The organism is Ruegeria sp. CDSC045 (genome assembly GCF_059610725.1).
This window is the reverse complement of record NZ_JBXWOE010000010.1, coordinates 156,444-173,669: the sequence shown is the minus strand read 5'-3', so window position 1 is coordinate 173,669 and position 17,226 is coordinate 156,444. Positions and strand designations below refer to the sequence as shown.

Genomic DNA, 17,226 nt, shown 5'->3' with positions numbered 1-17,226 from the left:
GTCTTGCCGTGGTCAACGTGCCCAATCGTGCCAATGTTGACGTGCGGCTTATTACGCTCAAACTTTTCCTTTGCCATTCCTCAGGCGCCCTTTTGTGCTTTGGGGGACCCTTGGTCCCGTGGTTACATCTGCGCGCGCGAGATATTGGGTTCAAAGGAGAAAATCAAGCACATCCTGCGGGAAATGCCGTTCTTTAAGCCGGATTTTGCGTTGCTTCACCTGAATCGAGTGGCTGGATCAGTTCGGGACGCCGGTCGAACCAACCGTTTTCCAAATGTTCCTCGGCCAACCATTCTTCGACTCGGTCCGCAACTTTCAGAGCCAACCCGCTCATTTGCTCTTGTTTCGTCCGTTCATGACCCGACCCTTTCAGGGCACTGCCGCCGGTTGTGTCTTCCAGCACCTGGAATTGCTTACCTTTGGCAAGAAACTCTTTCTTGTTCACGTCATAAACGTTGACCAGAACAATCGCAGTGCTCTTGGGGTTGTAGATCACCGGAATTCCGGGAGGGGCCAGCATGTAGCCCTCGAGGCTGATGCCGATGTCGTATTCCTGAGCGCCCGTATAGCGCCCAAGGCGGATGTCCACCGCGTTTTGAATGGCCGCAGTCCATTCGTCGGGCGTCGCATCCCGGCTTACCGGCCCCTGCACCGCCTTATCGGCGAAGGCATAGTTTACCCGCAACTTGAATTCGCCCAGCGACTCAGGCTCTTCGTAAACCTGCGTTTGGGTGCAGGCGCCCATCAGGGCCAATCCGGTGATCAGTGTCAAAATGCGCAACATGTCTCGTCTCGATAGGCCTGTTTTTCTTTGATCTAACGCACCGATACGGCTTGTGCCAAGCCGTATCGGCATAAATCCTCTGTGACCGGGCCTGATCAGGAGAATTTATAATCACGCGGGAAGCCGTATGGCGGCTTTTTCCCGACGCTGGCACGCTTGGCCAGCCATTGCGAAAGATCTGCCTCGTGCCGGGTCTTGTCGCCACCCATGGACCATTTCAGGCCCTCTTCCCAGTTGAAGGTGGTGATATCTGACAGCCCGCCGTCCAATTCCAGCGTCCCCTGCCGCCCGCGCGCCATATTGTATTTCTGCAGGCGAACGCCCTTGCCGCGGGTCATTTCAGGCAGTTCCTCGGTCGGGAAGACCAGAAACTTGCCGTTCTGAGAAACCACTGCAACGTGGTCACCTTCGATCGCCTTACAGATAATCGCTGTTTCGTCGCCTTTGACGTTCAGCACCTGTTTGCCGTTTCGGGTCTGTGCCAGCACGTCATCCTCGGGCACGGTGAAGCCGTTACCCGCATCCGAGGCCACCAGCAGCTTGCGCCCCGGTTTGTGGATCAGGATGTCGATTATCTGCGCCTCATTCGGCAGGTCGACCATCAGGCGTAGCGGCTCGCCCATACCCCGACCGCCGGGCAGATTCGCGGCGCTGATCGTATAGAATCGACCGTTCGAGGCAAAGACCAGCAGCCGATCGGTGGTTTCCGCATGGAAGATAAACCGTGGCCCATCGCCATCCTTGAACTTCAACTCGCGGTTCAGGTCGATATGGCCGGTCATGGCGCGAATCCAGCCCATCTGAGAGCAGACAACCGTGATCGGTTCGCGGTCGATCATCGCCTCAAGCGGGACCTCTTCGACCTGACCGGCTTCGGCAAACTGGGTGCGACGCGCGCCGCCCTCATAATCCTTGCCGAACGTTTTCTTGGTCTCTTTCAACTGCTCGGCGATGCTGGCCCATTGCAGGCTTTCGTCGGCTAGAAGATCTTCGAGATTGGCACGTTCCAACATCAGCTCATCGCGTTCGCGAACCAGCTCCATCTCTTCCAGACGACGCAAGCTGCGCAGACGCATGTTAAGAATTGCGTCGACCTGGACCTCGGACAGCTCGCCCTCGCCCCGTGTGGGCGAGACATAGTCGGCCTCATTGGTGGCGCGGACATGGTCGATGCCCCAGTCTTCGCGCATCAGCGCAGCCTTGGGGTCATCGTCATAGCGGATAATGTCGATCACGCGGTCAAGATTCAGGAAGGCAACGATAAAGCCCTCCAACACCTCCAGCCGATGGTCGATCTTGGCCATCCGGTGGCGCGACCGGCGCAGCAGAACCTCTTGCCGGTGATCAAGGAAGGCGCGAAGCACTTCTTTCATCGAGCAGACTTTGGGTGTCACCCCGTCGATCAGCACGTTCATGTTCAGGCTGAACCGCACCTCAAGGTCCGAGTTGCGATAGAGCATGCCCATCAGAACCTCGGGGTCCACATTCTTGGAACGCGGCTCAAGGATCAGGCGGATGTCATCGGCGGATTCGTCACGAACGTCGCCAAGGATCGGGATTTTCTTGGTCTGAATCAGCTCGGCGATCTTTTCGATCAGCTTCGATTTCTGAACCTGATAGGGAATCTCGGTGACGACGATCTGCCACTGACCGCGGCCCAGATCCTCGACCTCGAACTTACAGCGCAGGCGGAATGACCCGCGCCCGGTGCGATAGGCCTGCGCGATATTCGCAGGCGGTTCAACGATTACGCCGCCGGTTGGGAAATCCGGTCCGGGCACGTAGTTCAGAAGCGTATCGTCGCGCGCATCCGGCGTCTTGATCAGATGCAAACAGGCGTCACACAGTTCCGAGATGTTATGTGGCGGGATATTCGTCGCCATGCCCACCGCAATACCGCTGGAGCCATTGGCCAGCAGATTCGGAAATTGCGCGGGCAGAACCACCGGTTCGGTCAGCGTGCCGTCATAGTTGTCACGGAAATCGACAGCATCCTCGTTCAGACCCTCAAGCAGAGCCTCGGCCACGATGGTCATCCGAGCCTCGGTATAACGAGAGGCCGCCGGGTTATCGCCGTCGATATTGCCGAAATTCCCCTGCCCGTCGACCAGCGGATAGCGCACATTGAAATCCTGCGCCAAACGCGCCATCGCGTCATAAATCGCGGCATCGCCGTGCGGGTGATAGTTGCCCATCACGTCACCAGAGATCTTCGCCGATTTACGGAAGCCCCCCGTCGCGCTCAGTCGCAGTTCGCGCATCGCATAGAGGATTCGCCGATGCACCGGCTTCAGACCATCCCGTGCATCGGGCAAGGCCCGGTGCATGATGGTGGACAGCGCATAGGTCAGATAACGTTCACCAATCGCGCGGCGCAGCGGTTCGGCTACTTCGCCCCCGTTTTCGGGGGCCACCATATTGGGGTCGTCGATCGTATCATTCATAGATGATGTGATACGACGCAAGGGCGCGCGGGTAAAGCAAGCAAGACATATTTTACTGGGGACAAGTGGCGCTTTTTGCAACAGGGGGAGGCAACCCCCCGATTTCCCCCGTTTTTCGACTTGGGTCGCGAATTATGCTAGGATGTCTGACATTAGTCTGCTGCCTTTTTTGTTTTGATTGATCGACCGGGGGATGCGCCATGACGCGCCTGATTGTAATGAGTTTCGCTGCACTTGGTTGGTGCTTTTACGTCATGAGTGGCGGGCCTAATTTCGAACCGCGCGGTGTGCGGTCGGAACAGCCCGTGCGAGTCGCCTCGAAAGCGGCCCCCAAAACCGTAGCACCGTCTCCGGCAAAAGAGCTTGTGACAAATGTCGCTATGCGCTCGCCGGTCGTGCGCGAGCGCCCGATTGATCCCCAGCCAGCAGTCGCAGCGATTGTCGCAGAACCCGCCAGTCTGGACACTTTCAACGCGCTTTCGGTGTTTGACGATCAGACTGCCAGCATCACGCTTGCGTCTCTGGAAGACGGTGTAACTGGCCTGAAGCAAATCACCAAGGACGTGCAGCCTGAACCCGCCGCCCAGCCTGAACCCAGGAAAGATATCCGGGAAATCTCCGGGACCCGCGTGAACATGCGTGACGGCCCTGGAACGATCTACCCGATTGTTGGCAAAGCGCGCATCGGCCAGAAGGTCGAGGTGCTAAGTGACTCGGGCACCGGATGGTTGCGACTGCGCGTGTTGCCGCAGCAACAGGTGGGGTGGATTTCGACCTCTTTGGTCAGAAAAACACCAGACTGACGTGGAGCAATGATTGTCCCCATACTCTGTGCACCCTAGCTTGGGGCTGGTTCAGAATCGGGAAAATCATGCAGAAAACCATTCTAATTACTGGCTGCTCATCGGGCATCGGACTGGATGCGGCGCATGGGATGCGCGCGCGGGGTTGGCGCGTGTTTGCCTCGTGCAAACAACAGCGCGATTGCGACCGGTTGCGGGCGCAGGGGTTTGAAAGCCCGTGCATTGATTATACCGACACGGCCAGCATATCCTCGGGTTTGAACGAAGTGTTGGAGGCCACCGGAGGCACCCTGGACGCGCTGTTCAACAATGGCGCACATGGCCTGCCCGGCGCGGTCGAGGACCTGCCGACCGAAGGCCTGCGTCAGATTTTCGAGGCGAACTTCTTTGGCTGGCACGAACTGACCAGGCAGGTCATCCCGATTATGCGCAGTCAAGGACACGGGCGAATCGTTCAGAACTCTTCGGTGCTGGGTCTGGTGGCCTATCCGTGGCGCGGCGCCTATGTGGCCACGAAATATGCAATCGAAGGGCTGACGGATACACTGCGCCTGGAACTGGCTGATACGGGGATTAAGGTCATTTTGATCGAACCCGGCCCGATCACATCTAAAATCCGCGAAAACTCAATCCCGTTCTTCGAGCGGTTCATCAACTGGCAAAACTCGGCCCTGCGCGAGCGTTATGAGTCCTCTTTGTTGAAAAGACTGTATGAATCGTCGGGGCCGGATCGGTTTGAACTGCCCGCATCAGCGGTAACGTCCAAGCTGGCCCACGCCGTAGAATCCAAGCGCCCGCGCCCCCGATACTATGTGACAACACCTACATTTATCGCCGGTTGTTTGCGCCGCATCCTGTCGACACGTGCGATTGACCGCATCCTTGCAGGGGTCTGAGGCGAAATAACCCGTTCGCTTTTGGCACGCACGGGGCTAGATGATAGCCCTAGGCAAACAGAAACGCGGACGGTGTACTCATGGACCTAATGATGGTCATTTTGCTTTTGGCCATGGCGGCGGTTGTCGTCGTATTGGCGCTTGGCATCTCGAATTTTGGCAAAAGCGGCAGGGACGCGGCACTGAAAAGCAACAAGTATATGCGCCTGCGTATCCTGTTTCAGTTCATCGCCGTGATTCTGATCGTGCTTTACGTCTGGCTGCGCGGTCAGGGAGGTCAGTAAATGGTCGTATTGAACAAGATTTACACCCGCACCGGTGATGATGGCAAAACCGCTCTCGGCAATGGCGAACGCGTTGCCAAATACTCGGGCCGCGTGACCGCTTATGGCACCGTGGACGAGTTGAACGCCTTTGTCGGCGTCGCCCGGACCGAGGCAGATGGGGATGTCGAAGCTGCACTCGCCCGCATTCAGAATGACCTGTTTGATCTGGGCGCAGATTTCTGTCGTCCCGATATGGAAAAGGATGCCGAAGCAGACTATCCGCCTCTGCGCATCGTGCCCTCGCAGATTGACCGGCTCGAGGTTGAAATCGACTCGATGAACGAAGCCTTGGAACCGCTGCGCAGTTTCATCCTGCCCGGTGGCTCGCGTCTTGCGGCGCATCTGCATGTATGTCGAACCGTATCTCGCCGGGCCGAACGGCTTGCGGTTGAGCTGACCAACATGGAGCCGGTCAACGAAACCGCAGTCAAGTACCTGAACCGTCTGAGCGACTGGTTCTTCGTCGCAGCCCGTTGTGCCAATGAAAACGGAACCGAAGATGTTCTGTGGGTTCCGGGCGCGAACCGCTGAAAGCGGCGTTGCGTCCAGTGGACGCGGCGGCGACCGGAAGGGCGAAGCCCCGGCCCGACGGGCGGGTGCAAACCGATAGCTTCCTGGCTTTTTGGGTGGGTGTGTGGTGCTTGGTCACGTCAAAAATAGCAAAACGCGACGTCCGTTGCAGATGACGTGACGATTTTGCCCTGTTGCCGCCTGAATTGAATCGCTATTCAAGCCCTCATGAACATTGGTGGAGTCGCGACGCGGCTTGCCGTTTTTTGTGAGGAGCTAGCGCAAAATGAAGGTACTCGTGCCTGTCAAACGCGTGATTGACTATAACGTTAAAGTTCGCGTCAAAGCGGATGGCAGCGGTGTCGATCTCGCCAATGTCAAAATGTCGATGAACCCGTTCGACGAAATTTCTGTCGAAGAGGCAATCCGTCTGAAAGAAGCCGGCAAGGCAGACGAAGTCGTCGTTGTTTCTATCGGCGTAAAACAAGCCCAGGAAACACTGCGCACTGCGCTGGCCATGGGCGCGGACCGTGCCATCCTGGTCATTGCTGCAGATGATGTCCATCAGGACATCGAACCCCTGGCCGTTGCCAAGATCCTGGCCAAAGTGGTCGAGGAAGAGCAGCCCGGTATCGTTCTGTGCGGCAAGCAGTCTATCGACAACGACATGAATGCAACTGGTCAGATGTTGTCAGCTCTTTTGGGCTGGTCACAAGGCACTTTTGCGTCCGACATCGACATCGACGGCGACAGCGCAAAGATCACTCGCGAAGTCGATGGTGGCATGCAAACCATCAGCGTCAAAATGCCGACAATCGTGACCGTGGACCTGCGCCTGAACGAGCCCCGTTACGCGTCGCTGCCCAATATCATGAAGGCGAAGAAAAAGCCGCTGGACGAGAAAACCGCCGCCGATTACGGCGTCGACGTCTCGCCGCGCCTGGAAGTCGTCAAAACCGAAGAACCACAGGCACGTGCCGCTGGCATCATCGTCGGCTCGGTAGACGAGCTTGTCGCGAAACTCAAAGAAGCGGGGGCTGTGTAATGGCTGTTCTTCTTCTCGCCGAAGTCAACAATGGTGAACTGGCGCTGGACGCAACCGCCAAAGCTGTAAACGCAGCAAAGGCACTGGGTGATGTAACCGTTCTGGCCGCAGGCGGTTCCGCTGCTGCTGCCGGTGAAGCTGCCGCCAAGATCACCGGCGTCTCAAAGGTTCTGGTCGCCGAGGACGAATCGCTGGGCCATCGCCTGGCAGAATCCACCGCTGCGCTGATCGTAGGTCTGGCTGATGGTTATGAGCACATCGTTGCCCCCGCCACCACCGATGCCAAGAACGTTATGCCGCGCGTTGCCGCGCTGCTGGACGTCATGGTCATCTCGGACGCGTCCGGTGTCGTCGACGGCTCGACCTTCGAACGCCCAATCTATGCGGGCAACGCGATCCAGACCGTCAAATCTGTGGACGCCAAAAAAGTCGTCACTTTCCGAACCGCAAGTTTTGATGCTGCGGGCGAAGATGGCTCGGCAGCCGTTGAAACCATCTCGGTCGGCGAGAACCCCGGTCTATCGTCCTGGGTCGAAGACAAGGTAGCCACAAGCGACCGCCCCGAGCTGACTTCGGCTGGCGTTGTTGTGTCGGGTGGCCGTGGTGTCGGTTCTGAAGAGGACTTCAAGCTGATCGAAGGTCTCGCTGACAAGCTGGGGGCCGCAGTAGGCGCATCGCGCGCCGCAGTCGACTCGGGCTATGCTCCGAACGATTGGCAGGTGGGTCAGACCGGCAAGGTTGTTGCCCCGGATCTGTATGTCGCTGTCGGCATCTCGGGTGCGATTCAGCATCTGGCAGGTATGAAAGACTCGAAAATCATCGTGGCGATCAACAAAGACGAAGAAGCGCCGATCTTCCAGGTTGCCGATTACGGTCTGGTCGCCGACCTGTTCCAGGCCGTTCCGGAACTGACCGAGAAACTCGGCTGATCAACGGGCTAGACTTTTCCACGAAGAATCTTGCATTGGGCCCGCCATCGGCGGGCCCTTTTCATTGCAGGTTTCTGATCGGACCGACCAAGGCGTCAGCAATCGACCTGTGTGCCGCAGGACCTATCATATATTCCGCCATGGGCTGTTGCAGTGTTCCAAACAGCATATCTTCAAGCTCATCGGACTGCCCCGACACGCTGACCGTCACCTCAACGATCTCGGCGCTGAGAGGGCGCAGGGCCTCGATCATCTGTGGCGTGATCCGAATATCAGCACCGTGCTTGGGCTGATCACTTTCTGCCTCACGCAGGACCTGCAAATTCAACAAGACAACAGGCGCCTCAAGCGCCTCAACAAGCCCCCCAATGCGGTCGATCCAATTCCGTCGCAGCTCTTCTGCGATTACCTCGAACCGCGCATCATTGCGGCCCTGCAACAAAATCATCAGGTGATGTACGAAATGGACATCAGCAAAGTCGATCTCGGGATAGAGAGATTTCAGATCCTCTGTTGGAGCCAGAAAACGGTCGTTGCGTCGGGGATGAACCCGGTAGAATCGATTGGACTGCCCCAATATGTCGCTAAGCTGCACCACGCAGAGCTCTGCTTGGTTCAGTAAACCCTTCAACTCCGTGTCATCGCACAGCGCATCTACGCCGCAAAAAAGACTTCCGAAATTCAGGCATCGCCTGTCCAACCTCTCTTCGAGAACTGCCGCGAATGGCTGCTCGACGAATCGCCCGAATGTTTCGGTCCCACCTGCGCAGGCCACAAATGACGTCTCCAGCGAACGCATTGGCCCACGAAACCACAATCGTGAGTCACCGTATTGGCACACGTCATGCTCGAGTCGCCCCGAGCCAGCTTGATGATAGCTCATATCACTCACCCAATTTTCACCCGGATGCCATCTTGCAGCCGCAAGTCTTGAGAATCTCCTAATGTGCGCATTTGAAGCAAAGTCGAACGGTCTGATCCCCTTGCCGCCCGCCCCGATCTGCCGATAGTGTCATCCTACCCCGTGGCACAGAGGCATCAAAAAATGGATGTAAAATCAGTCGGAGTGATTGGCGCAGGCCAAATGGGCAATGGTATCGCCCACGTACTGGCTTTGGCGGAATATGACGTTCTGCTGAACGACGTTAGCCAGGACGCGCTGAACAGCGCCATGGCGACGATTGAAGGAAATATGGCGCGCCAGGCATCGCGCGGAAAAATTTCGGATGAGGAGATGCAATCCGCGCTGAAACGCATCACGACCACAATGGAGCTGCCACAGCTGGGCCAGACTGACCTGGTGATCGAGGCCGCAACCGAGCGTGAGACCGTCAAACAAGCCATTTTCGAAAGTTTGCTGCCACATCTGCAACCGCATACAATCCTGACGTCAAATACGTCATCTATTTCGATCACACGTTTGGCGAGCCGAACAGACCGGCCCGAACGCTTTATGGGTTTTCACTTCATGAACCCAGTTCCGGTGATGCAACTGGTTGAACTGATCCGGGGCATTGCTACGGATCAACCAACATTTGCTGCCTGTAAGGCCGTTGTAGACCGCCTGGGCAAAACCGCCGCCAGCGCCGAAGATTTCCCGGCTTTCATTGTCAACCGCATCCTGATGCCGATGATCAACGAGGCCGTATACACCCTGTATGAAGGCGTGGGGAATGTTCAGTCGATTGACCAATCGATGAAATTGGGCGCAAACCACCCGATGGGACCACTAGAACTGGCTGACTTTATCGGCCTGGACACCTGTTTGGCCATTATGAACGTGCTGCATGATGGATTGGCCGATACCAAATATCGCCCTTGTCCGCTGTTGACGAAATATGTCGAAGCGGGCTGGCTGGGACGTAAAACGCAGCGTGGTTTTTATGACTATCGGGGCGAGGCCCCAGTGCCGACCCGGTAAAGGCCACCGCCCGGAATTCATCCGGGCGCAGCCACCGAGATTGTCCTGATCAGGTGAAATTGCAGGTCAGAGCTTGGTTGCCTGCCCCAGACCCAGCGTGTGCTTTCTGAGCCAAGCCATAAAGCCGCGCGGATCTCGTTCCAGCAGCTGCATATCCTCATCCGAGATCGGTTCTCCGATCACCGGGGATTGCGGTTTGTTGCAGGATCGAACGATCTCGTGCAGCAACAAACCCTGGCGCAGAATCGCAGAAAGCTTGTTGGCGATCTGGTAGGCACGCGAATTCCTGCCAGGGAAAAAGATCGGCAGGACCTGCGCGCCGGATCGACGGATCATTTTGGCCGTGAACACGTTCCACTCACGCTCGATCACCGGCCCGAACCAGTCATCCGAAGACATCACGACGCCCGAAGGGAACAAGGCCACAACGCCCCCGTTTTTCAGATGCTCCATCGCATTGCCGCGCATCTCAAGCATCTTGGCCTGTGCCTCGGGATCGTGCGGGAAGGGCACCGGAATCATGAACGACGTCGCCGCCTCGTCCAAACCTGTCAGAACCGAACGGGTCAAGATCCGATAGTCGCTGCGGACCCTGCCGATCAGCTCTGCCAAAATCATGCCGTCGACCATGCCATGGGGATGGTTGGCTACGACGACCACGGGCCCCGTTTTCGGAATACGCGCGATCTGTTCCTCTGGCGTGGTCAGGTCGATGCCCATTATATTAAGCGCACCTGCCCAGAACCGTTGGCCGCGGAATTGTTCATTCTGCTTCTCGAACTTGTTAACCATACCCAAAATGGTCAACTTACCCGTACACCATTCAATGGTGCGGATCGCTGTTGCAGTCCAAGGGTCGTCGAACGAGTTTGCGTAGGTCAGGGTCTTACGATCATAGATCTCGCCCTGGTCCTTGGTCCCATCCACCACCGGGCCTGTCTTGGTCTCGTGCGTTGTTTCCGCCAATTCCTGGTTATCCCGTTCTTCGTATCACGGCGGGTGCGGTCAGAAACCTTCTCCGAACTTGTCGTTCACCAGAGTCTCCAACGCATCAGCCAACGCCTCAGCATCCGGTCCGGACGTCTCGACGTCAATAGTCGTTCCGCGAGACGCTGCCAACATCAAAAGACCCATAATGCTGTCGCCGGATGCGGAAAGCCCGTCTTTCGACACCTCGGCCTGAGCGTCGAACCCTTCTACCAACTCGACCAGCTTGGCCGAGGCGCGGGCATGCAGGCCCTTTTCATTGATAATTTTCAAGCTTCGGGTGGTCATTCTTTATCTGTCCGGTTCTCGTCAAACGTCACATTTTGCGCATTGATATACTTACGTCCAGCTTCCATTGCCTGCCGCACGGCTTCGCCAATCGGCAGGTGGCGGGATTTGGCCAGTTTTATCAACATGGGAAGATTTGCGCCGTAAAGGATACGGCGATCCTGCGGCGCGCAGGCACGCAGGCTGAGATTCGACGGGCTTCCGCCAAACAGATCGGTCACGACGACAACACCGTCACCAACATCAACACTGTCGGCGGCCGCACAGATTTCCGATTGCTTCGCTTCGCGATCATGATCGGCCTCGATCGAGATCGCGGCCAGGCCGGGCTGATTGCCGACCACATGCTGCATCGCGGCCAAATATTCTTTGGCCAGCCCACCATGTGCTACGAGTACGATCCCGATCAATCCGGCCTCACATTCAACGATCGTCTTTCCATTTCGCGATGCCTAATTGCCACTTGCTGCCCCCCCTCTGCAAGGGCCTTTGCAACCGCTTCGGCCATTGCAACCGATCTGTGTTGCCCTCCGGTACAGCCAAAGGCCACGGACAGGTAGGCTTTGCCCTCGGCCCGGTAGGCGGGCAACAACAAAGTCAGCAGGTCAACCACCCTTTCGAAGAAAGGCGCATAGTTCGCGTCGGTTTGAATATAGCTCGCCACATCCGAATTGCGACCATCTTCGGCCCGAAGCTCGGGACGCCAGTACGGGTTGGTGAGAAAACGGCAGTCAAAGACCATATCCAATCCGCGAGGCAAACCACGCTTATAGGAAAATGATTCGATGGTTACCGCCAGATGCCGCCCACCCTGAGGTGCAAACCAACGCTCTACCTCTTCGCGCAGTTGGTGAACATTCAGTGGCGTGGTGTCGATCAACGTATCTGCGAGTTCACGAATTGGGGCCAGCGACTCTTTTTCCTGGCGCACTCCGGTTTCAGGGCTGGCATCCGCAGACACCGGGTGACGTCTGCGGGTTTCCGAATACCGGCGCAGCAGGATTTCATCGCTGCAATCGAGATAAAGCGTGGTCAGGTCAACCTGTTCCATCCACCGAAGCTTGGCCAGCAATTCGATGACGCCAATCGTGGAAAAATCGCGGTTGCGTGCATCAATACCCAGCGCCATGGGACGGTCGGTTCTTGGCCCGTCTAATAGACGCAGCAAAAGACCCATGGGAAGGTTGTCGATGGCCTCGAACCCCAGATCCTCTAACACACGGATTGCGGTGGACCGGCCTGCGCCGGATGGGCCGGTGACAAGTACGATGCGTCTTTGGGTCGTCATTGATTGGGCCATTCCGGGTCTGCGCACCCGTTTTTCATCAGTAGCAAGAGCGCTGCTGGTAAATTGGAGACGCCAGCGCCCCGAAGCAAGGGAACAGTTTGCCTCAAGATAAGAATTGAACGGGGTTCTGGCAGGCGCTCGGGTTCTTCTTGCGCCATGTCCACCACAAAGCCAACCGGCACCGGCCCAACCGAGACTGCCCGTAACAGGCCAAGACCTCTTGCCTCGATCAGTCCACCGATATTTGGAGCCGCCTCTGCCAGGGCGAGATTGCCATCCATATACAACCGAACCCGATCGTCCGCGACCAGATCGGCCCCCAACGCCATCATCTGCAAAGACAGCGCTGACTTCCCGGTGCCCGAAGGTCCCACGATCAAAACAGCACGGTCTGCTACCGCGACGCAAGAGGCGTGAACGATGGCAGTATCTTTGTGTTCAACAGAGGAGAGTGCGGACGTGCTCACCGCGTCAAACCGGCAGGCCCACGACAAATCGCGCGCCTTGAGGGTCTGATGTTATGTCCGCTTCGGTCGGGCGGATATTTTCGGCCCAAATCACCCCGCCATGCGCCTCGACGATCTGCTTGGAAATTGCCAGACCCAACCCCGAATTATTGCCGAAATGCTCGGCTGGTCGCTGGGAATAGAACCTTTTGAACACTTTGGTCAGGGCTTGCTCGGGGATGCCTGGGCCGGTGTCTTCAACAACAACCAGAACCCGATCCTCGCGCCGGCGTACCCACACACGTATGGCATCGCTTTCTTCGCAGAAGGAAATCGCATTGGTGATCAGGTTTACGAACACCTGCGCCAATCGCGCCTCAAGCCCGGTCACGGTGATTGGTTCGGGCGGCAGATCAGTGATGTAATCGATTCCCTTGGCGCGCGCATCCTCGCCCAGATACTGACCGAGGTTTCCGATCAGGTTCAACAAATCAAATGGCTGCTCTTCCTCCTTGACCAGTTCGGCATCCAGGCGCGAGGCGTTCGAAATGTCGCTGACCAGACGATCCAGCCGACGGACATCATGTTCGATCACCCCCATCAGCTTGTCGCGCTGGTCGTCTCTTTTAACCATGCGCAACGTGCCCACAGCGGATTGAAGGCTGGCTAGGGGGTTTTTGATCTCATGCGCAACATCTGCCGCGAATTGTTCGTTTGCATCAATCCGGTTATACAGCGCTGTAACCATGCCGCGCAAAGCTCGGCTGAGTCGTCCAATTTCGTCCGGTCGCGCGCTCAGATCGGGGATGCGGATGCGGCCCGGGTTGACCCCCGCACCGCGGTCTTTGCCCATCTCGGCGGCGGATGCCAGGTCGGCCAATGGGTTGGCGATGGTCGATGCTAGGACAAGGCTCAATCCGACTGACACCAAAAGCGCCACGACGAACATGCGCAGGATCCGCTCTTGATCACGGCGGGCCAATGCGTCGATTTCTCCGGCGGGACCGGCCATGGCAACCGCGCCAACGGGCTTTCCATCCAGTTGGATCGGGGCCGCAGCAACGATAACCGTTTCGCCTGCGTCATCCTGAACCGCCTGAACCTGAATATGTCCGGTCAGCGCCTGTGGAATGATGGCCTGAACGCGTTGGGCCAAGGTTGGCGCTTCGCTGGTTTCATCTTGTTTGAACACTTTGGACAGCCCGGTCCAGACCGCGTTCAAGGCATCACTGATCAGTGTGCTTCCAGTCTGCGCATCAGCTTCTGAGCGCAGCATGACCGGCATCTCTGAGACCGCAGGCGCGCCGCGCGTCCAACCAATCAGCGTCCCTCGGGCATCGTAAACAAAGACTTCACCGCCGACCGGCAAGCTGAGACCAGCCAACGTATCTTTGACATCCAGGATGGCCGCGTCGCGGGTAATGCCAGTCACATTCTGTCGCAGCTGGGTTTCAAATACGTTGCTGACCAACTGCGCATCACCAACCAAGTTCCGGGCGGTCTGCTGCACCTGTTCTTCTCGCGAATTATCCAGATATAGCAATCCGGTGACCAGAATCACCAATGCAATCATGTTGAATGTGATGATCTTGCGCGCCAGAGGCGAGCCCCGCAGGGAAAACAGATTGCGGCGGCCGCGTGTGGCCCTGAGTTCGGCGGAATCGTCGCTCTGGGGGATGACCCAGTCATCCCCCAGAACGACGTCACCGTCGCGTAACTCGTTTTCTTGCTCAGTATCGCGCACGAGACCCAGTAACCCCTTAACTTAGGCCACGCTTATTCTTCGTTGTACCGATACCCAATACCATACAACGTTTCGATGGCCGAAAACTCCGGATCAGCAGCGCGCATCTTTTTGCGCAGACGCTTGATGTGGCTGTCGATCGTGCGGTCATCTACATAGACCTGATCGTCATAGGCAACATCCATCAGCTGATCGCGGCTTTTGACAAATCCCGGACGCTGCGCCAAGGCCTGCAGCAACAAGAACTCGGTCACTGTCAAAGAGACATCCGATCCCTTCCAGCTCACCGCGTGGCGCAAGGGGTCCATCCGCAATTCGCCCCGTTCCATCACCTTGGCGTCGCCTGTGTTGGCAGCCACGGGATCACCCGAGGTCGCTTCCTGACGGCGCAGCAAGGCCCGTATCCGTTCTACCAGCAACCGTTGCGAAAAGGGCTTTTTGACATAATCATCAGCACCCATACGCAAACCCAGAACTTCGTCGATCTCGTCATCTTTCGAAGTAAGAAAGATCACCGGCATCTGAGTCTTCTGCCGCAGTCGCTGCAACAAATCCATGCCATCCATACGCGGCATCTTGATATCCAGCACTGCCATATCGGGCAGCTTCTTGTTAAACGCATCCAGAGCAGCCTGCCCGTCGTTATACGTTTCTACCTCGAAACCCTCGGCTTCGAGCGTCATGGATACGGACGTCAGAATGTTCCTGTCGTCATCCACCAGTGCAATCTTTGACATCGGGTTAACCCCTATTCCTGCTCTCATACGAAACAATTCGCTTATTTGTAGGGCATTTTTGTCGTTTTTATGGCCGCGAATCAATCGCCATCTACGAATCGTGCGATTGTTGTCACACACATGCGGCAAAAAAGCCGTTAATGGTCTTCGAAAAGTGTCTGTATTTCCGGCAGAAAAAACATGGTGGCGCTAAACCTGAACTTGGTTGCGCTAACTGCGCCAAACCGTCCTGTTCACGCCCTAAACGACCATGATAAGACCCGCCCAATCGCCGGTTTCCCCGGTACACTGCCCCAAGAGCGCACCTTGGCCAATCTGCCGCCGCGCCGCCACAGGAGAAGACACACATGACATCTGGACGGGTGAACCCGCAATTCCGCCTCGAAGATCAGGGCATCGAGGGTCTGGGCAATGTCTATTACAACTTCATGGAACCGGCACTGATTGAAGAAGCCCTCAAGCGGGGTGAAGGTACACTTGGCAATGGCGGAGCTTTTCTTGTCAGTACCGGCAAGTTCACTGGCCGTTCTCCCAAGGACAAGCATGTTGTCCGCACCGACAGTGTCGCCGATTCGATCTGGTGGGAAAACAACGCCGAGATGAGTCCCGAGGGTTTCGAAACGCTTTATGCCGATATGATCGAGCACATGAAGGGTCGTGACTATTTCGTGCAGGATCTGGTCGGTGGCGCCGACCCCGCTTATTCGATCAACGTGCGCATGGTCACCGAACTGGCATGGCATAATCTGTTCATCCGTCACTTGCTGCGCCGCCCGGATCGTGAAGACCTGGATGAGTTCATCGCGAATTTCACAATCATCAACTGTCCCAGCTTCCAGGCTGATCCGGCCAAGCACAACTGCCGTAGCGAGACAGTGATCGCACTGAACTTCGACCGCAAATTGATTCTGATCGGCGGCACAGAATATGCCGGTGAAAACAAGAAGTCCGTCTTCACCCTGCTGAATTACATGCTGCCCGAAAAAGGCGTGATGCCGATGCATTGCTCGGCGAACCACGCGGTCGGCAATCCCGTTGATACCGCAGTCTTCTTTGGCCTCTCGGGAACTGGCAAGACCACCCTGTCCGCTGATCCGGCCCGCACCTTGATTGGCGATGACGAACATGGATGGTCAGACCGTGGCACTTTCAACTTCGAGGGCGGGTGCTATGCCAAGACGATCAACCTGAACGCCGAGGCCGAACCCGAGATCTATGCAACCACCAGCAAATTCGGCACCGTGATCGAGAATATGGTTTTCGATCCCGAGACCAAGGAGCTGGATTTCGAAGATGACTCGCTGACCGCAAACATGCGTTGCGCCTATCCGCTCGAGTATATCTCCAATGCCTCGAAAAGCGCGTTGGGCGGGCATCCGAAGAACATCATCATGCTGACTTGTGACGCGTTTGGTGTTCTGCCCCCGATTGCGCGGCTGACCCCGGCTCAGGCGATGTACCACTTCCTGTCGGGCTTCACCTCGAAGGTTGCTGGCACAGAGCGCGGCGTGACCGAGCCCCAACCCACATTCTCGACATGCTTTGGCGCGCCGTTCATGCCGCGTCGCCCAGAAGTCTATGGCAACCTGCTGCGCGACAAGATCGCCCAGCACGGCGCGACCTGCTGGCTGGTGAATACCGGCTGGACTGGCGGCGCCTATGGCGTTGGCAGCCGGATGCCGATCCGTGCGACCCGCGGTTTGCTGACTGCCGCTCTGGATGGATCGCTTCGGGATGCGGAATTCCGCAAGGATGCGAATTTTGGCTTTGACGTGCCGGTTTCCGTCCCCGGTGTCGCCGAAGTTCTGCTGGATCCGCGTCGCACCTGGGACGACCAGGCCGCTTTCGATAAACAGGCTGAGAAGCTGGTTCAGATGTTTGCTGAAAACTTTGAGCAGTATCTGCCTTTCATCGACGAAGACATCAAAGCCGTAGCAATCGGTTAATGTTGCAAAAGGGGGCCAACCTCTCCCCTTTTTTTCGGACAGCACATCTGTTGGCAATCGTCCTTATACGTCTAACGTAAGGTGTCCTTACAAATTCGTTGCCCGATTTGCCGGTTTAAGCTATCCAATGAT

19 protein-coding genes are annotated in these 17,226 nt (G+C 56.9%); 9 read left to right on the top strand and 10 right to left on the bottom strand.

Annotation, left to right across the window (positions count from 1 at the left end; all coding sequences use genetic code 11):
• On the top strand, window positions 1–197 hold a 197-nt coding region (locus AC2FH6_RS17055), incomplete at its 5' end, for a hypothetical protein (RefSeq protein WP_496692212.1).
• Here AC2FH6_RS17055 and AC2FH6_RS17050 read toward each other — a convergent pair.
• Entirely contained in the window at window positions 194–784 is a 591-nt protein-coding gene (locus tag AC2FH6_RS17050) for a hypothetical protein (RefSeq protein WP_496678806.1), read from the bottom strand. The genes AC2FH6_RS17055 and AC2FH6_RS17050 overlap by 4 nt on opposite strands.
• Window positions 785–879: 95 nt before the next feature.
• Window positions 880–3,228, bottom strand: coding sequence for a DNA topoisomerase IV subunit A (parC, locus tag AC2FH6_RS17045; protein WP_496703731.1), 2,349 nt, complete (start codon window positions 3,226–3,228; stop codon window positions 880–882).
• 200 nt (window positions 3,229–3,428) lie between these two features.
• On the opposite strand from parC, the gene AC2FH6_RS17040 reads away from it, so the two are divergent.
• The 6 genes from AC2FH6_RS17040 (at window position 3,429) to AC2FH6_RS17015 (ending at window position 7,737) form a co-directional block, all read left to right on the top strand.
• On the top strand, window positions 3,429–4,031 hold the full coding sequence (locus AC2FH6_RS17040; protein WP_246097307.1) for an SH3 domain-containing protein: 603 nt from the start codon (window positions 3,429–3,431) through the stop codon (window positions 4,029–4,031).
• A gap of 68 nt (window positions 4,032–4,099) precedes the next feature.
• On the top strand, window positions 4,100–4,927 hold the full coding sequence (locus AC2FH6_RS17035; RefSeq protein ID WP_496702991.1) for an SDR family NAD(P)-dependent oxidoreductase: 828 nt from the start codon (window positions 4,100–4,102) through the stop codon (window positions 4,925–4,927).
• Between the two features lie 80 nt (window positions 4,928–5,007).
• Window positions 5,008–5,211: a twin transmembrane helix small protein gene (locus tag AC2FH6_RS17030; RefSeq protein WP_142639289.1), complete on the top strand. Its 204-nt coding sequence runs from the start codon at window positions 5,008–5,010 to the stop codon at window positions 5,209–5,211.
• Complete coding sequence (locus AC2FH6_RS17025) at window positions 5,212–5,784, top strand: cob(I)yrinic acid a,c-diamide adenosyltransferase (protein ID WP_496703730.1); 573 nt, start codon at window positions 5,212–5,214, stop codon at window positions 5,782–5,784.
• A 265-nt stretch (window positions 5,785–6,049) separates the two neighbouring features.
• Window positions 6,050–6,808, top strand: coding sequence for an electron transfer flavoprotein subunit beta/FixA family protein (locus tag AC2FH6_RS17020; protein WP_271951297.1), 759 nt, complete (start codon window positions 6,050–6,052; stop codon window positions 6,806–6,808).
• On the top strand, window positions 6,808–7,737 hold the full coding sequence (locus AC2FH6_RS17015) for an electron transfer flavoprotein subunit alpha/FixB family protein (RefSeq protein WP_142639283.1): 930 nt from the start codon (window positions 6,808–6,810) through the stop codon (window positions 7,735–7,737). Before AC2FH6_RS17020 ends, AC2FH6_RS17015 begins: the two co-directional genes overlap by 1 nt.
• A 61-nt stretch (window positions 7,738–7,798) precedes the next feature.
• On the opposite strand, the gene AC2FH6_RS17010 is transcribed toward AC2FH6_RS17015, so the two are convergent.
• Window positions 7,799–8,620: a DUF6473 family protein gene (locus tag AC2FH6_RS17010; protein WP_496703729.1), complete on the bottom strand. Its 822-nt coding sequence runs from the start codon at window positions 8,618–8,620 to the stop codon at window positions 7,799–7,801.
• Window positions 8,621–8,782: 162 nt separating this feature from the next.
• Here AC2FH6_RS17010 and AC2FH6_RS17005 point away from each other — a divergent pair, with 162 nt between their 5' ends.
• Entirely contained in the window at window positions 8,783–9,658 is an 876-nt protein-coding gene (locus AC2FH6_RS17005; RefSeq protein WP_142639281.1) for a 3-hydroxybutyryl-CoA dehydrogenase, read from the top strand.
• 66 nt (window positions 9,659–9,724) lie between these two features.
• Here the strand turns inward: AC2FH6_RS17005 and AC2FH6_RS17000 are convergent, their stop codons facing one another.
• Genes AC2FH6_RS17000 through AC2FH6_RS16970 form a run of 7 tightly spaced genes read right to left on the bottom strand, consistent with a single transcriptional unit; the run spans window position 9,725 to window position 15,148 of the window.
• On the bottom strand, window positions 9,725–10,624 hold the full coding sequence (locus AC2FH6_RS17000; protein ID WP_271951305.1) for a lysophospholipid acyltransferase family protein: 900 nt from the start codon (window positions 10,622–10,624) through the stop codon (window positions 9,725–9,727).
• 39 nt (window positions 10,625–10,663) lie between these two features.
• Window positions 10,664–10,933 (bottom strand): HPr family phosphocarrier protein, encoded by a 270-nt coding sequence (locus AC2FH6_RS16995; RefSeq protein WP_142639277.1) that lies wholly within the window; start codon window positions 10,931–10,933, stop codon window positions 10,664–10,666.
• Window positions 10,930–11,343 (bottom strand): PTS sugar transporter subunit IIA, encoded by a 414-nt coding sequence (locus tag AC2FH6_RS16990; RefSeq protein WP_142639275.1) that lies wholly within the window; start codon window positions 11,341–11,343, stop codon window positions 10,930–10,932. The genes AC2FH6_RS16995 and AC2FH6_RS16990 overlap by 4 nt, the downstream gene beginning before the upstream one ends.
• Window positions 11,340–12,221 (bottom strand): RNase adapter RapZ, encoded by an 882-nt coding sequence (rapZ, locus tag AC2FH6_RS16985; RefSeq protein WP_496702983.1) that lies wholly within the window; start codon window positions 12,219–12,221, stop codon window positions 11,340–11,342. The genes AC2FH6_RS16990 and rapZ overlap by 4 nt, the downstream gene beginning before the upstream one ends.
• Complete coding sequence (locus AC2FH6_RS16980) at window positions 12,218–12,688, bottom strand: HPr kinase/phosphorylase (protein WP_496690309.1); 471 nt, start codon at window positions 12,686–12,688, stop codon at window positions 12,218–12,220. Before AC2FH6_RS16980 ends, rapZ begins: the two co-directional genes overlap by 4 nt.
• A 4-nt stretch (window positions 12,689–12,692) precedes the next feature.
• On the bottom strand, window positions 12,693–14,411 hold the full coding sequence (locus AC2FH6_RS16975) for a sensor histidine kinase (RefSeq protein WP_496698416.1): 1,719 nt from the start codon (window positions 14,409–14,411) through the stop codon (window positions 12,693–12,695).
• Window positions 14,412–14,443: 32 nt separating this feature from the next.
• Window positions 14,444–15,148, bottom strand: coding sequence for a response regulator transcription factor (locus AC2FH6_RS16970; RefSeq protein WP_142639269.1), 705 nt, complete (start codon window positions 15,146–15,148; stop codon window positions 14,444–14,446).
• 347 nt (window positions 15,149–15,495) lie between these two features.
• On the opposite strand from AC2FH6_RS16970, the gene AC2FH6_RS16965 reads away from it, so the two are divergent.
• Window positions 15,496–17,094, top strand: coding sequence for a phosphoenolpyruvate carboxykinase (locus AC2FH6_RS16965; RefSeq protein ID WP_496703728.1), 1,599 nt, complete (start codon window positions 15,496–15,498; stop codon window positions 17,092–17,094).
• Window positions 17,095–17,226 lie beyond the last annotated feature (132 nt).

What these genes read in the sequence shown, in the direction of transcription:
- AC2FH6_RS17040 (WP_246097307.1), top strand. Translation starts at nt 3,429, where the DNA reads ATGACGCGCCTGATTGTAATGAGTTTCGCTGCACTTGGTTGGTGCTTT.
- AC2FH6_RS17035 (WP_496702991.1), top strand. Translation starts at nt 4,100, where the DNA reads ATGCAGAAAACCATTCTAATTACTGGCTGCTCATCGGGCATCGGACTG.
- AC2FH6_RS17020 (WP_271951297.1), top strand. Translation starts at nt 6,050, where the DNA reads ATGAAGGTACTCGTGCCTGTCAAACGCGTGATTGACTATAACGTTAAA.
- AC2FH6_RS16995 (WP_142639277.1), bottom strand. Translation starts at nt 10,933, where the DNA reads ATGACCACCCGAAGCTTGAAAATTATCAATGAAAAGGGCCTGCATGCC.
- AC2FH6_RS17030 (WP_142639289.1), top strand. Translation starts at nt 5,008, where the DNA reads ATGGACCTAATGATGGTCATTTTGCTTTTGGCCATGGCGGCGGTTGTC.
- AC2FH6_RS17005 (WP_142639281.1), top strand. Translation starts at nt 8,783, where the DNA reads ATGGATGTAAAATCAGTCGGAGTGATTGGCGCAGGCCAAATGGGCAAT.
- AC2FH6_RS17025 (WP_496703730.1), top strand. Translation starts at nt 5,212, where the DNA reads ATGGTCGTATTGAACAAGATTTACACCCGCACCGGTGATGATGGCAAA.
- AC2FH6_RS16970 (WP_142639269.1), bottom strand. Translation starts at nt 15,148, where the DNA reads ATGTCAAAGATTGCACTGGTGGATGACGACAGGAACATTCTGACGTCC.
- AC2FH6_RS17050 (WP_496678806.1), bottom strand. Translation starts at nt 784, where the DNA reads ATGTTGCGCATTTTGACACTGATCACCGGATTGGCCCTGATGGGCGCC.
- rapZ (WP_496702983.1), bottom strand. Translation starts at nt 12,221, where the DNA reads ATGACGACCCAAAGACGCATCGTACTTGTCACCGGCCCATCCGGCGCA.
- AC2FH6_RS16965 (WP_496703728.1), top strand. Translation starts at nt 15,496, where the DNA reads ATGACATCTGGACGGGTGAACCCGCAATTCCGCCTCGAAGATCAGGGC.
- AC2FH6_RS17015 (WP_142639283.1), top strand. Translation starts at nt 6,808, where the DNA reads ATGGCTGTTCTTCTTCTCGCCGAAGTCAACAATGGTGAACTGGCGCTG.
- AC2FH6_RS17010 (WP_496703729.1), bottom strand. Translation starts at nt 8,620, where the DNA reads ATGAGCTATCATCAAGCTGGCTCGGGGCGACTCGAGCATGACGTGTGC.
- parC (WP_496703731.1), bottom strand. Translation starts at nt 3,228, where the DNA reads ATGAATGATACGATCGACGACCCCAATATGGTGGCCCCCGAAAACGGG.